At 65.3% G+C, this 16,134-nt stretch carries 1 protein-coding gene; it reads right to left on the minus strand.

The window, feature by feature from the left end:
- Positions 1-40 precede the first annotated feature (40 nt).
- Positions 41-15,760, minus strand: a complete 15,720-nt coding sequence (locus AC1DIW_RS16365) for an RHS repeat domain-containing protein (RefSeq protein ID WP_478109466.1) — start codon at positions 15,758-15,760, stop codon at positions 41-43.
- Positions 15,761-16,134: the final 374 nt, after the last annotated feature.

A 16,134-nucleotide genomic window follows, 5' to 3' on the forward strand; every position in this document is an offset into this window, starting at 1 on the left:
CAACCCCGATTGTCAACCAAACCGGGGGCAGTCCCCATAGTTATTGGGGGATCAGTCCCTGCTGAGTAGCGTTGAAGTACGACACGATGTTGCGGGCGAATACGAGGCAGATCTCGTCGTTGCCGATGAATGGTGCCGCACCAAACTGCGCCTTCAGGAAGGCAGCGAGCACGTCCAGGTCACCGATCGGGAAAGTGTCCAGCAGGCTCATCGCCTTGTACACCAACACATCGGCGAATACTTCTGCGTTGGTGTTGAGATGGGGCCACTGCATCATGCCCTTTACTAGCACGTAGCCCTGCACCTGCTTCGCGCCACTGCCTGCGTGCTGAGCGTCGGCTACGCGTAGCCCTGTGAACCCGCTAGAGGACTCGAACGGCCCATTGCCGAGGACGCTCGGCTCTGAGGTCATGTCGGCGCTGACTCCAGACACAAGGAAGTAGCGCCACTCGTCGCCGGGGTGGCCGAAGAGGTCGTCGTCGCCTGTGAGGTCGAACGCGGATTGGTCGTAGGTAGAGGGCGGCTGAATGTAGTACACGACCGTGCCGTCCGTCGTTGCGACGTAGTCCTCCTGCAGCGAGTGGAACGCTTTGCCGTCGTAGTACTGGATCGGGTTGCCATTGACGTCCTGGTAGACGGTGATGTCAGGGCGAGCTGAGATGTTGACGGTGAAACCGTTCGGGTCCGTGTAGACGGAGTACAGCGGCCGATCCGCCAACGGGTCGATGACGTCGTAGAGCCTGGTCGAGCCGGGCACGGCGCGGCCCAACAGGGGCACCGTGTTGAGCCCGAGCACCGAGGTAGTCAGCTGGCTGAGCAGCTTGGTGTTTGCACTGTCGCCCCAGCTGACGATGGACGTCGCTTGCTTGATCAGGTCGAAGGGGACCACGTTGTTGCCCAGCACGGGCAGTCCGATGTTCGGACCTGATGTAGCGATCGAGCCGACGCTCCCGCCCGATGCGGTCGGCACGCTGAGCACGACGTTCGCCTCGATGTCGTTGTCCGGGTTGTGCGGCGGCCGTGGTCCGACAGCGTCCAGCGACGTGAAGAGGAAGTCGGACGCGGGGTCGAGGACCGGGACGGCCATGATCGGCATGATCTGCGGCACCACGACCGCGTCGGTCGAAACCGGGGGCAGGAAACGCTCGACGTAGGTGACCCGGTAGAGAACCCGCCATGGGATCGACTTGTGTTTCTGCGCCGAGCGCATCGCCGCCGCATCCGCCTCCGGGCTGTTGGCGAGCCAGACCGGGTCGACGACCTGGTCCCAGAAGTTGTCCGCGTTCTCCTCGGTCGGCTGCAGGAAGAAGGCGTAGCTCCGGAACTGCTTGACCTTGCCGGGCCGGTCGTACGGCTCGAGCGCACCGGTGTTGCCGGAGGCGTTCCCCGACGCGTACGACGGCTGTGGCTGCGTGTAGGTCTGGCTGTCGTCGAGGTTGTTGGACGTCGGCAGCCCGGCGCCTGAGGAGACGTTGGGCACGATGTTGTAGACCAACCCGTCTGAACCGACCATGAGGTTGAGCCCGCTCTGGTTGTTGGGGTTGAACATCGAGTTGTACCGCATCACGAAGTGCGCGTCGTTGTTGGACGCGTAGCGCATCTGGGTGTCGCTCTCGAGACCGTCGAACGATGCGGCGATGTCGAACGACGAAGTGCCGGTCGTGTTGTAGCTCGACTTGATCGAGAACTTGCTGGTGTAGGTGTAGGCGAACTTGAAGTCGATGACGGTCAGCGCGGCGGCCGCAAGCTTGATGTTGAAGTTGACGTTGGCGACCGCAGTATTGCCCGAACTGGTCGTGTAGACCTCGTCGTACGTCGTCGTGTAGACGTGCTTGACCTCCTGGGTGCCACCACGCGCGGACCACAGGTACTCGTTGTAGAAGTCGAGACCCGGCGTGAGCCGCGAGTCCGTCGGCCAGGCCTGCTCGTTGTACTGGGACTGGTAGATGGCCAGGGCATTGAAGGCCTGCTGGTCGATCTGGCGCTTCAGCCGGTAGGCCTCGACGATCCGCATGTAGCTGGCGTCGTGGCCAACCTCGCCTGAGGAGAAGTTCTTGTCGTAGAGCGGCGCCATCTCCCCGGTCGACGTCGTGTAGGTCTGGACCCCGTTCAGCAACGTGGCCGGCTCGTAGACGTAGCCGACGACCCCGTCGAGGATGCCCGGTCGCAGGTACTGGCTGTTCATCCGGAAGGACACGATGTTGAGGTCACGCGGGATCTGGCTGTTCGGGATCCGGACGAAACCGAAGACCGTGTTCGTCTGGACGAGCGTCTGCTGGTAGACGTCGAGGGTCTGCGACGTGACGAAGGCCTGGCCGTACGGCGAGGGCGCGAACACACGCGACCCGAACTTCTCGTCGTTCGGGACCTTGGGGAGGGCGAACGGCGGGTTGGGCGAGGTGAAGCCACCCAGGCTGGGGTTCGGCAGGATCGCGCTCTTGGACGCCGCCACACCGGCGGTCGCGCTCTGCGTGGTCACACTGTTGAGGTTCGCCATGAAGAGGTCGCCTGTGACTGGCGACAACGTGCCCTGCAACTTCACCGTGTACTTGTTCGACTCGTCCAGCTTGTTGGTCGACGTGATCTGCGACCCGTCTCCGCTGGTCCATGTGTACGACCCGCCGCCACCGAGCGTGGTGAAGATGGAGAACACGAACTTCTCGGCCGACATCCCGAAACCGAACGGCGCGATGTGCATATTCAGGCCGAACTGCGCCCCCATGTTGTCGCTGAAGTCGATTTTGTTCTCGTCCGAGCTGTCATACCCCCGTTGGAGTTTCAGCGTGACCGAGGACGGTGCGCTGAACGTGATCGAGGTAGCACCTGCGTAGGAGGCCTTGTTCGTGAGGTTGGCCATCGGCGCCGGTGGTGCGCCCTCGATGTAGCCGATGAGCTGGACGTCACCCTGCTCCTGCGAGACCCAGCTGAGCACGAGGTCGCCGATCTTCTTGCCGGCGTAGAGCGTGAGCACCCCGTCCTTCAGGTAGACATATGCCTCGTTCAGCTCCCCCGCGAGCGAGGCGGTCAGCGTGTTCAGCGTCACCGAGTACGTCGTCAGGTAGGGGACGGTGTCGCAGACCGTCAGCGCGACGCCGGGTGGTGTGTAGAGGTTCGGTGTGACCAACGGTCCACACCGGCCGACAGCGGGGCAACCGGCGAGGTCCAGCGAGGCCGAGGACAGATCCAGGTCGAGGGTCGCTACGGCGTTGGTGACCGCGATGTTGTCGATGTACTTGTTCATCGGCAGGATCGGAGCGTTGATCGCCTCGACCGCGAACGAGCCGCTGAGGTAGAGGATGAGGAACGGCTCGTTGGTGGACACCAGGCGCCCGAACATGTCGTCCACCACCTGGTGCTGCTGCCGGATGCTTCGCCACATGCTGACCTCGGCCAGCCGGTAGAGCCCCGCGTTGACGGTGAGGTCGACGCTGCCGGCGCTGTACCCCGTCATCGACGACGGCACCTGGGCACCGGTGACGAGCGACAGGGACATCCGGTAGCCGTTCACGTAGAGCGCAGCCCCCTCGCGCTCATGTCCGGACAGCGGTGCGAGGTAGGCGTTCGCCAGGTTCGTCGACGTCGCGACCGCATCGGAGTCGTAGGGGTTGTTGATCAAGCCGTTCGCGTCGTAGGTCGCAGACCAGGTGCCGACCAGCCCTGCCTTCACCATGTCGTCTGAACTCGCGTTCGCGAGGTCGACGACGGTGCCGTCGTCCTTGCGGATGCCGGCGTGGTCGATCGCGCCATTGAACAGATACACCTGCCGGATGTTGCCGACGGCCCCGCTGGCGTTGCCCAGCGGCACCGCTGTCCCGTCGTCGGCGAACGCCGCGCCGATCAGCAGGTGCGCTCCGCCGGTCGGGTTCACGGCCAGACCAGGGTCGCCGTTGGTCACGGTGTGGTCGGTCGACACCGACTGCCAGGTCCCGAACGTCCCGTCGTCATTGACCGTGCGCACCGAGATCGTGACCGAGTACTTCTTGGGCGGCGGGGCAGCCAGGCTGGTCAGGAACTTCGCGGTGCGCGTGTTCGCGCCTTGGCCTGCGGGGGCGACACTCGAGATGGTCACGTCGCCACCGCCGGAAGGGAATCCGGACGAGTGACCGCTCATCCCGCTCGTGTTGAGTGTCCCGAGGTCGGAGGTGTCGAACGGCGCGGCGTACGGGTCGGAGCTGTCGTCGCGCCCGGCCGGCGTCGTCGTGTGCTTCACGATGATCATCTGGAAGAACTGGCCGTTCGAGATCGCCGGGCCCACGAACAGCGGGCTGAGCTCGCTGTTGGCGTCGGTGAACTGCAAGGTCACGGCGCCGCCGCTGATTCCGACTCGGTAGGACATGCTCAGCTGCGGGGTCGTGACATCTGACGCCGTCCCCTTGTAGAGCAGCCCTTGCTCGATCGAGGCGTCCGAGACGGCGAAGGTCATGGCGATGCTGAAGTCACGGTTGAAGTTGTAGCTGCTGCCTTTCTTCACCTCGAAGCCGGCGCCCTGGCAAAGCATCGTGTAGGGCTGCTGGTAGGTCAGCGCGACGTGCCGCCAGCCGGACGAGAAGACCGGCGGGGTCGCGGCGGCGTGCAGGACGGTGTTGTTGATGCCGAGGTAGATGTTCGAGTCGTCCTCGAAGTCCACATCGACGTAGTACACGAGTGGGTTGCTGGTGCTCGATGAGTAGCTCACCGGGTGGTACGCCGAGGGCGTCGACGCCGGGATCGAGTGCCAGAACTCCAGGCTGAAGTCGCCCTGGGTGGTCATCAGCGAGTCGACCAGCGGATCGGTTGACGTGATGGGCGTCTTGTACGCGGCGGCGAAGCTCAGGCTCGGCGTGGACGTCTCGGCCACGAACGTCGTGAAGGCGTTGTAGCCACCGGTCTCGAAGGTCAGCGGGTAGGACGGCGTGAAGGTGAAGGGCCCGGCTTGGGTGAAGGTCGGGAGCAGCGCCGGCACGTCGACCTTGACGACGTTCGCGTTGCTCCCGGCGGCGTAGACGATGTCGTAGAGCGTGGTGGTGCCACTCGGGTCGGCCGCCGGGAACTGCGCGACACCCGTGCCGGACCGCGTCACCGTGGTCGGCTGGGACGTGAAGCCGTAGACGAGCCCGAACTGCGTCTCGACGTTGGACGTCGAGGTGGCGGCCCACATCGTGCCGGGGTTGATCCCCGACGGTGCAGCATCGCCGGCGGTCGTCCCCTCCGTGACCAGGTACGTCGTGCCGCTCAGGTCGAACACGGCGAGCTGCTGCTGCGTCGCGGCCGGGTCGGACGCGTAGACCGTGTACGACTTCTGGACTGCGACGTAGACGGCGCCTGACTTCACGAAGGTGTAGAGGACGTTCTTGTAGACGAAGAAGTCGGCACCGGCCGACTCCGGAGTCCCGGGGTAGACATTGAGGACCGTCGTGCCGGCAGTCACGGTGCCGATAGGCGCGACGGCGCCGACATAGTTGCCCGCGGCCGGCGGCGTCGGGGACAGCGTGAAGACCAGGCTGGAGTCGAGCTTGAAGGTCAGGGCCGGCTGGGCGATCAGGTAGCTCTTGGCGCCGGTGATCGCGAGCAAGGTGTGACCCGGGCCTTCTGCGTACTCGTAGACCTGACCAGTCAGCGTGAAGGTCGAGTTGGGGATCGGCTCGCCGCTCTCGACGGTGATGTCCGTGGCGAGCGGTGAGACGTTGTCGTTGCCGACGATGGCATGGGGGGTGCGGTTGGTGTCGATGAGGTAGTTGAAGCCGTTGAGGCTGAACATGGTGGGGTTGGGCACGAGCGGGTACGGCCGCTTGTCGGAGTCGGTTACGACAAGGCGGACCGGGTCCAACGTGTAGGTGACGCCGGAGATGAAGAAGCTCGGCGCGATGTACGCCGTGAACTGCCCGACTACCGACGCTGCGTTGAAGATGTCAAGATCGGCGAAGATGAACTTGGCCTTCGTGGCGTCGAACCGGTTGGTAAGGGTGAAGCTGGAGTTGGTGATCGGGATCGACTTCTGGCCCTGGCCGAGGAGACTGCCGGTGCTCACCGTGTTGTAGGTGATCAGGTAGACGTCGTCGTTGACCGAGATCAGGTCGCGGTTGGGCTGGATCGGGAACGTCGCGGCGATCGACACGGGCAGGTCGTCTGCATCGAGGGTTACGGTGAAGACCACGGACGGGTCGGAGAGGGTGAAGGTGTTGGGGCCGGCGAAGGGTCGGGGTGCCGCGCCGGCTCCGACGACCGAACAGGTGGAGTAGTCCGGGCCGACCGGGATGCCGCCGATCGTGTAGAGGTTGCCGTTGATCTCGAACGAGTTGCGGTTGACCGGGATCGGCGAACCGCCGGCCACGGGTTCGACTTCGTCGATCTCGACCGCGACCGTGTTCGCGCCGACCGTCGCGACACCGGCCTCCACGTTCGCGCCGGAGATCACCGGGAAGTGCACCCGGACGTCGTCGTAGTGGATGAGATACGTCTTGCCGTCGCCGGCGGTGAACGCGTACTCCGTGATCTCGGGAAGGTAGGACAGCGCCTCGACGCGGTTGTCCGCCTCATCGACGACGTAGGTCACGCCGGTGAGGGCGTCGACGAAGAAGTTGTTGGAGTACGCGAACTCCGCCGTGACCGGGTTGTTTCCGCTGGCGTCGAAGGAGAAGGTCACCCCGCCGGCCGAGTCGGTGAAGGTGCGCACTGCCCCGGCCACCGTGACCGGGAAGGTGTTCTGCGGGTGTCGATTGTCGGTCGCCGACGTGGCGCTGACGGTGTACGTCACCGACTGGCCGTCGACGGTGGCCGTGAGCTGCTGGGTCCCGGTGTTGAACGTGACGCCCGCCGGATGGATGGTCGCGTTCTCGAGGGTGTCGTCGAGCGCGTAGGTCAGCGGACCGGCGGTCAGCGTCTGGTTCGGCGGTGCACCGGCCAGGGTGGCCAGGTTGGTGGCACGCACGACGTTGACGGCGTTGATGGTGTAGAGCACGTCCCCGTCGACCGAGAAGCCGTCGTCGAGGCTGATCACCCAGCCCTTGACGACACTGCCGCCGCGGACCGTGTAGGCATGGTTCGATAGCGGGTCGGCTTCGGGCACGATGAAGCGGCCGTTGACCATCGGGTAGTACGGGCCGGCGGCGTTCTCGTAGGCGATGGGCACGTTGACGGTGTACGTCGCCGGTCCGGTCGTGAACTGGTTGTTCTGCACGGCGTAGACAGCCGGCGTCGCCTGGTCGTCGACGGCGACGGTGACACCCGTGGCCACGACTGCCAACGCGATCAGCACGTCGGTGGTGCTCGGCGCAGGGAAGGGGTAGGACGCGTTGTTGGAGTCGACAAAGGTCACCGTGGTGCCGTCGACGACGCAGGTGTACGTGATCCGCGTGACCGGGTCCACGAAGTAGCCGCCGGTGAGCGAGGTGCCCACGCCCGTGAGCGTCGGCACGACGGTCGGCCCTCCGGTGAACGTCAGCGCGTCCACGGTGACGACCCCGGCGGCGACAGTGATCGTGTAGCGGATCGGCATCGCGAACTGCCCACCGGAGACGGGGAACACGTTGAAGATGTCGCCGGAGGCCGATCCAGTGTCTGCGACGGGAATCGAGATGTAGTAGGTCGAGCCGCCCGGCACCTCGAAGTACGCTCCCGCGCCCAGGTTGCTGAAGATCTCGTAGCTGTTGCCCTCGTGCACCGCCGTGTTGCCGCTGAGCGTGAACGTCATGCCTGCCGTCGTGTCGGTGAACTCCCCGTTGGCGATGGCGTAGCAGTGCTGCCCGTCGAAGGCCGCGACGTCCACCGGCCGCCCGACGTGGATGGTCTGAGTGCCGAAGGTGAACTGGTTGGGACTGAGGGGCCCGGTCGGGTTGACCAGGTAGGTCTTGGCACCACCGGCCGGGATCGCCACGGCATCGGTGCGCACCGTGTAGGTGCGCCCGCCGGCGGCGAACTGCGGCGGGGTCCCGGTCAGCCGGAAGTAGTCGGTGCCGTCGAAGGCCGCCACGTCGTTGACCGTGTAGGTGGCCCCGTCGGTGAAGGTCGACCGGGTGTACGGCGCCGTGCCGGACAGCGCCAGGGGAGTCGGAAGGGACACGACGCCGTCCAGCCCGATGTCGTACGTCGTGCCAGCGTCCTCGAAGGTGCGGTACACGAGGATCGGATAGACGACCTCGTCGCCGACCACGGTGGTGTTGTTGATCTGGTAGACGATCCCGGCGATCGTCACCGTGTTCGCGTTGGGCTCGGTCGTGACCGTGAAGCTGCGGTCGGTCGTGCTGATCGTGTACGTCACGCCGGACGAGGTGAGCGGGTAGGTGGCGCCGTTGCCGACCAGCTGGCCGTTCAGGGTGTCGATCTCGTAGACGTAGTTCTCGACAACAACGACGTTCCCCTGCGTGATGTTGAACTGCCCGGAGATGGACGCGCCGTTCAATGAGCCCTGCTTGAGCGTGATGGTGTACTGCACGCCGTTCAGCAGGAACTGAGTGTTGCCCGCGGACATCGGGTAGACGTTGCCGCCGCCCACGACGGTGTTCGGCTGGACGTTGGTGTTGATGACGTAGACCTCGCCGTTGACGGAGAACTGGTACGGGTTGACGAGGTAGGTCTGGTGGGCGCCGGTCACACTGGCGTAGCCACCGGCGGGATCGCGGTCGAAGGTGTAGAAGTTCCCGCCGATGGTGAACATCTGCGGCGCGGTCATCAGGGCATGTGTCGCCGGCGTGCCCGTCGTCGATGCGGAGTAGGGCAGCATCGGCGTCCCGTTGACCGTGTACGCCCCGCTGGCGTATCCGATCACGTAGCCATAACCGGTGCTCGAGGCGAAGGCCAGGCCGATCGCGACCGACACCGTGGTCGACGTCGCGCCAGCCTTGATGGTCACCGCCCCGTGCACCGGGTCGTACGCGTACTGACGACCGATGACCCCCAGCACGAGGTTGGCCAGGGCGCCCGCGTCGTTGAAGACGTCGACCGTCGCGACCATGCCACCCATCGCGACGGAGAACGGTGTGAGCGCGATGGGCGAGGGCGCTTCGTTCCCGGCGGGCTGGTCCAGGGCCGTCATCGTCACGGTGTAGGCGCCACCCTGCGGCGGGTTGAAGGTGAACGTCGTGCGATCGACGGTGACGTGCGCGTTGTCGGGGTCGAACCGGTAGCTCCGGCCGCCGACCACGAGGCTGTACCTGGACGTCACGCCGTCGGACAGGGTGGTCGACAGGTTCAGGGTGTACGTGCTGCCGTTGAACGTGAACCTGGGCAGCGTGACGACGGCATAGATCGGGTTGGTCGGGTCGGTCGCGTCCACGAAGTACTGGGTGCCGCCGAGGGTGGCGGACTTGCCCGTCGAGTCCATCACCGAGTTGGTCACGGCGTTGTAGGTGTAGAAGACGGTGTCATCGGCCTTCATGGTCGTGCCCGGCGTCGGGTTGCCCGCGATCGCCGGCGGGACGGCACCCGCTCCCTGGAAGGCCTTGCTGAACGGCGTGCCGATCAGTCCGCCCAGCCCGTTCCCGCCGAAGGGGCCGGTCGCCGGCCCTGGCGGGACGGTCGCGCGTGGGATGACGACGCTGCCGTCCGCGGACTGCAAGGTGGCGGGCAGCATCCGGTCGAGCCCATGCGAGATCGTCCCGTAGTACGGGATTGCCTTGCCGCTCTTTGGGTTGATCGGCGTGATGGTCGTCGACCCGTCGATCGCGAACGCCGTTGTCCCCGAGTAGATCTGGGAGATCTGCACCGGTTGGCGACTCGCCGCGGCGACGTTGAGCTGGTAACCGTTGAAGCCCGGAGGGCCCACGATGGGAGCCGCCGGCACCGATCCCCCGACGGCCTGGATCGGCAAGTACGCCGGAGCCTGGCCGGGCGACGACGCGCCGAACGCCGCGTAGATCAGGTTGGACACCTTGTTGATCTGGGCCACCAGGTCCTGCGGGTTCACGTTGTTCGGCGTCTCAGGGATGATCGGGGCCGCGCTGAGGTTCCCGGATGCCCCCAGCGTGACTCGCAGGGTGAAGCTCGACGACTCCAGGATCCCGCCGTTCGGCGAGTAGAGCGCATAGCTGAAGAGCTCGTAGTAGTTGCCGTCGGCGTCGATGAAGTACTTCGCGACCTTGTTGCCGGTGCCCGACCCGTCGTCGACGAGGCACATGGCGTAGCCCTGGTCGACCAGTTCGAACGTGGCGCCCTTCAACGTCCAGTAGTGATCGCGCGAGAAGATGAAGAAGTCGTACTTCGTGGGCAGGCCGAAGAGCGGGAAGCCGTTGGGTCCAACGGGATTCGACCCGATCGAGGCGACGTCGCGGTCCGCCTTCTTGCTCAGGAACACCGAGCCGGTCACGCCGTTCGCCAGGTGGAGGTTCGCGGAGACGACCGAGCTGTACGTGTCCATCATCCCGAGCTGCTCGGGATGCACCGGGTTCTGCAGGCTGAGGATCAGGGACCGGGTGCGGTTGGTGAAACCCGGGTCCACAACCGACGGCGGCACATTCGGGATGAAATTCGGCACGCCCGACGGCGTGAAGGTGTCATAGGTCATGCTCCAGAACTGCCGCGGCAGGCTGACGTCGGTGTTGAAGTACGCGACGTCGAAGCCCATCGTGTCGGCGATCTGCTCGAGCAGCGGGACCTGTGAAGGCGGCACGTCGTTGACGTCGAAATGGTCCGGGCTGGAGAACGCGTAGCCGCTTGCGCCGAGATAGCCGTTGAGGAAGACGATGCCCTTGGTCGTGTCGGTGCTGTCCACCGTATCGATCGTGCCGAGGTCGTTGTTGTCGTACTCGAAGAGCACGCCCAGCGCCATGTTCGTCGTCGACGACACCGACGAGATGAAGCTAGAGCCGGTCTGGTCGTTGGACAGCGCCGACTCCTCGATGCTGTAGACGACGCCGGAGACGGACAGGAAGCCCTTGACCGACATCCCCATGTACGCCGACTCCACGGATGTCGCGACCGGCCGGTTGTGCGCGGAGTAGATGATGTTTGGCCGGTCCATGCCGATGCCGTCCGGAAGGATCTGCTGGGCGCAGATGTTCCGGGGCGTGAGTCGTTGCGGCTGCACGTTGGCCGAGCGCCAGCAGATCCCTTCCTGAATCTGGCCGTTGGTGAGTGCCAATACCTGTTGTTTCGGCTGTAGGGCGTACTTGTGTGCCAGGTCGTTCGGCGTGAAGAGGACGACGAGAGGGTCGTAGACGAAGTGGAGCTTCTGCAGTGACAGCACCGGCTGACCCTCGGCGTCGATGTTGACGTCGTGGTCCCACGTGACGCCGTTCACCGTGTCGTCCGCGTGGGCGACGATCTCCGGGTAGATGAATGTCCAGAACTGTTGGCCGACGAAGTCCGCGATCTCGGCCACGAAACCCTTGCTCGCGTCGAGCTCGGGGATGGGCACGAAGATCGTCGGCACGTAGAACGTGTCACCGGTGATGCTGGTGAAGTCGAGGTCGTCGAGCGTGTCGACCATGGTCTCCGGTGTGTAGCTCGCCCCGAAGAACTGCAGCTGGCTGCGCTTGTGCCGCGCACCCTGTGCCAGGGCCAGGTTGCCCGTCGTCGCGGGCACGTAGGTGTCGATGAGAAGGCCGGCGGTCGCGCCGAGTCCGCCGACCGCGCCGAGCTGCGGGCAGTTCGCGACCGCGCGGAGCATGTAGACGAGGTTGTTGTACGGGATGAGCTCGAACTCCTGCCCCGTCGGCTGCAGGAAACCGTCGAGCGTCATGAAGTCGCCCGTGGTCTGGAAGCCCGTGCCCAGCGCCGCGTTGATGTCATCGATCGAGATCAGCGTCGTGCTGGCCTGCCCGGCGACATAGATCTCCTTGGGGAAGGTCAGCGGCTGGTTCTGACCGATCTGCAGGTCCGCGGTGCCTGCCGTCGCGTCGATCGAGAAGTTGACGAATTGCTTGGCGCCGACATCGTTCGTCGTCACGGCCACCACGTAGGGCTTGTTAGCGACCGAGATCGTCTTTGCCGCGTCGTACTGGCGGTCGGAGAACGTGTACGTGAGCTTGTACAGGTGCGCCGGCGACCGCTTGTCGACGGCGAAGGCAGCGTCCAGCCGCAGGGGGACGAGATCGCCGGCACCGAACGCCATGTACGCCGCGGACCCACGGGTGTGCGTCGCCCGCATCAGGTGGCAGTCCGCGCTCCAGTTCTTGCGTCGGCAGGCGAAGTACGGCGTCCTGCTCTGGCTTTCGTTCTCGTGGAACACGCCGTGAGGCGCGAGGGAGTACGGCAGGTTCGTGAAGATGGCGGTCTGGGAGTACGCCATCTCCTCAACCGGGAACGGGTAGTGCTCGAACGCCAGGTCGTCGTACCCGCCCAGCGTGTCGAACAGCGAGTAGAGGTAGCCCAGCCCGAGCTCGTCGGTCTTGCTCAGCAGGTTGTTGTACTCGACACCCTGACGGGCGAAGTGGCCGTACTGGTCGTGCACCATGGCCGGCACGATGATCGACATGTTGTAGCAGGTGCGCGTCTGCAGGACGACGACCCGGACGTAGTACGGGTCATAGTTCAGGTGCTTCGTCGGCATCGGCAGCTGGTCGAACACGTCCTGATCGGCCGGCACCATCTCGACCAGGAAGGCCTCACCGGTGCCGGAGTTGAAGACGGTGAAGCCATAGACGGTCTGCCGTTGGAAGCGCTTCTTCGACTGTTGCGCTCCGGCTGCCGATGACCGGTCCTGCAGCACGGCCGCAGCCGGGTTGAGTTCCTTGGTGTACGACAGGGCGGCCGCCCCCTGTTGGGCGGTCTGCATCTTGGCGCTCAGCACGTGCGCGCTGCTGTCGATGGCGGCATTGGCCACGAAGCCCGGGCTGAGGTTGGTGACGGCTCGACCGGTGACAGCGGACTCGACAACGTCCTGCGCCACGACCCCGCCGCTCGTCGCGGTGGACGGTGAGATGAACGTGGCGTACGGGTTCCCCTGCTGCAGCTCCTCGGGCAAGGCGATCCGCTCCGCATCAAGGGAGCCGAAATCCATTGCGGTGAAAGTAGTCTCGACCGTGGCGGCGATAAGCTCGACAACGGACTCCAATGCCGCCTGCAGGCGCCCTTGGTCGACGCTCTGGGTGATCGGGTCGAACGGGAAGCCCCAGATGGGGGTCACCGTCATCTGTTTCCGGTCGGTGTCGAGGTAGAGATGCATTGGCTCGCCGCGCCCGTGGACGTCCGCGCCGATCCGCGTTGCGCCCCCTTGCGCCTGCGCGACGCGCTGGTCCTGCGTCGCTCCGGAGTACTCGACGTCCAGGTAGGGGTCGTGCTTGTTCGCGAACTGCCAGTACTGGCTGCTCGGCCAGGCCAGCGGGGGGTAGGGACGCGTGCTGGGGTCGAAGTCGAGCGCCTGCAGCTCGATCACGCTCACCATGTACCGGGTCGCCCCGATCACGATGCTGTCGTCAGCCGGCACGAACACGTACTTGAGCGTCGAGCCGACCAGCACCGGGCGGACTAGGCCCATCAGCACGGGACTGGGTGCGAATGCCAGCGCGGACGTGTCATCCGGAGCGGAGTTGATGACAGCGCTGGACAGGTACACGTTGGCCGTGCTGACCGAGCCGATCTGACGCGTGTCGACGTTGATGTTCGAGTAGACGAAGACCGAGCTGTCGGTGATCTGGAGCCGGTACGCCGGCGCACCGCTGACCTGCGCATCGAGGGACATCGAGCCGTTGCCTCCGGCTCCCGGGAGGTCGCCCGCCCGAACGTGGAGGAAGACCGGCACCGACCAGACGGTCATCGTGTCGTCGCCCCCGACGAAGCTCCCGAAGTAGAGATCACCGGCGTGTGGCGTGGACTTGTCCGACGGCTTCGGGCTGGCGACGCTGACGCCCGAGGCGATGGGCAGCTGCCCGGCGTCGAGCACGTCGTACGTGCTCGCCTTCTGGTCATAGGTCAACCGAACCGTGTACGCCGCGGCCTGCGTGATCCCGCTGGTGCCCACGGCGGGTGCCGGCAGCGTCAGCTGCAGCTTGGGGTAGAGCCGCACAGTCGTTGTGTCGCCGGTGAAGATCATCGAGCCGACGAACGTGTGCGTCTTGTCCGGCGCAGTCGCCCTGTCGGTCGCCGTCGAGCCGTCGGCCCCGCGCACGCTGAGGGTCGTGCGTGTGAGGGAGAGCACGTAGACGATGCCGGGCCGGAAAATCACCTTCAGCTTGGCGAGCGGCAGGTCGTACGGCGGCAGCGCTGGGTCGACGTCAGTGCGCTCCATCAGGTTGGCGACGTGGCCCGGGGCCTGGGCCAGGAACGTGGCCGCGTCGCCCAGCTGTTGCTCCGGAAAGTGGGTGTCGATCTCCAGGCTCGCAATGCCCGTGCCGTCGAGCGCCTCGATGGGGATCGAGGCCGTGAGGCCGGCCTGCACCGTGACCGGTCCCGGCGTCGGACCGGCTGGCGCGTTGGCCCCGGCCCCGATGACCTGCTCGAGTCGCGACAGTCCGTTGTCGGCGAGCACTGGACGCACGCTCACGGCCTCGACGTGGGGAGTGGGCGCTGCAGGGTTCGGGGTTGTCGTCACGCTGACGACGACGGGGACCTCGAGCTGATCGACGACGGGCGAAGATGCGGCCCGAGAGCTCAGGTTGAAGTCCAGCGCAGCGGCCGTGGTGAGGAGCCCGAGGCCGGCCGCCGCGTCACTCGACGAGGCGGTGTCGATCATGCCGACCAGCGTGTCGACCGCATAGAGGTACTGCGCCTGGCGCAGCTTGGTCACGACGCTCTGCAGCGAACCCCCGCTGAGGAAGACCTGGGCGGGGTCGTAGACCGTCGTCGGTTTCATGGGCGCGTCGGTGGCCGCGGTAAACTGCGCGTTGGCGGCTTGGTAGTCCCAGATCGGTACGCCGAACGATTTAGTCCAGGCGTTGTCTCGGTAGAAGCCGATGATCCGCTGGTCGGCGAAGACCTGTGCCGGAGAAGGTGATTGGTAGGTCAGCTCTGCGACGCCCAGTCGCACGCTGGAACCCACCATAGAGGTCGTGTAGACCTTCGCCGCCTCGAACGTGTAGGTCGTAAACGTGTGGTCGGGCGAGGCGGCGGTGGCCACGGTCTGCAGGTTCAGCGCCGTCGCGGCCGATGCGTCGTAACCGGGACCGCCCTCAAACACCACCGTCTGCCCGATGCGGCTCACGTAATCGGTGCCGGCACTGATCCGATCCCTGGTGTATACCGTCGGCAGCGTGAACGACGTGGCGCCGAGCTCGTTGTGCTGCGTGAGATCGTAGACGAGCGCAGTCACAAGCGGGACGATGGTCGGGCTCTGGTCGTAGATTTGCTCGTTGTGGGTGATGATGAAGTCGTCGAGTGGGACGACCTGAGAGACCGCGGAGCCAAACACGACAGCGCGGAGTCCGGTAGCCGGGTCGTAGCCGTTCTCCAAGGGTGTCGAGTAGTCGACCTCCGGGTCCAGATCTAGATCAGAACCTATCCGGCCGGGGACGTAGCAGTACCTCGCCTGGTCGAAGACCGGGCTCGCCGCGAGGGCCATGTACATCTCGCGGATGCCTTCGTCCGTGCCGGGGTAGGTGATCGCGCCGGAGGATCGGGCGACGGTGTCGGCGGTCGGCGCGATGGACAGGCGGAACCCGGCACCCATACGGATGACGAGGAAGAGCCGGGTTGCGCCGAGACCCTGATACGGGTCGACGTCCGAGCCCGCCATGACGTTGCTGAAGCTTTGGTGGATGTCGTTCGCGTCATAATAGCGCTTACCGAGCCAGTTCAGCGCGCTGTAGAACCATGCGGGCGCCCACGTGGGGGGACCCCAGAAGATGGGCGGACCGCTGACGATCTTCTGTTCAGCTGCCGGCAGGTCCCCCTGGATCGGTCTGACGATCATGCTGGCAGTGGACGTCTTCTCGATCATGAGAGCCTCCGAGGTTGTGGCCGAAACAGGCGGGGAACGTTTAGGCGGGCATAGGGGGCGAAGCTCTGGCGCTGACGCATCCCCGATGCCAGAGGGCCGGGGACGGTCAAAACCGCCGCGTCGAGTCGGAGTGACGGGATCGTCGCCATAGAGATCAAGCCCGCGAGGCGCGGCCTAGTGCGCACTGTGGCCGGTTTGGAGGCGGCAGAGCTCGCTTTGCTGATCATGATGCAGCCTCCCGACGTGCCTGCTGCGATCAACCAGTGCCATAAAAGATACCCGTCACGATTTGACCTTCGCGGGCGATTCGTGATAATCGTTCATCGGGTCGAGCCTGACGCTTGGAT

The organism is Terrabacter sp. 01T434, assembly GCF_056398545.1.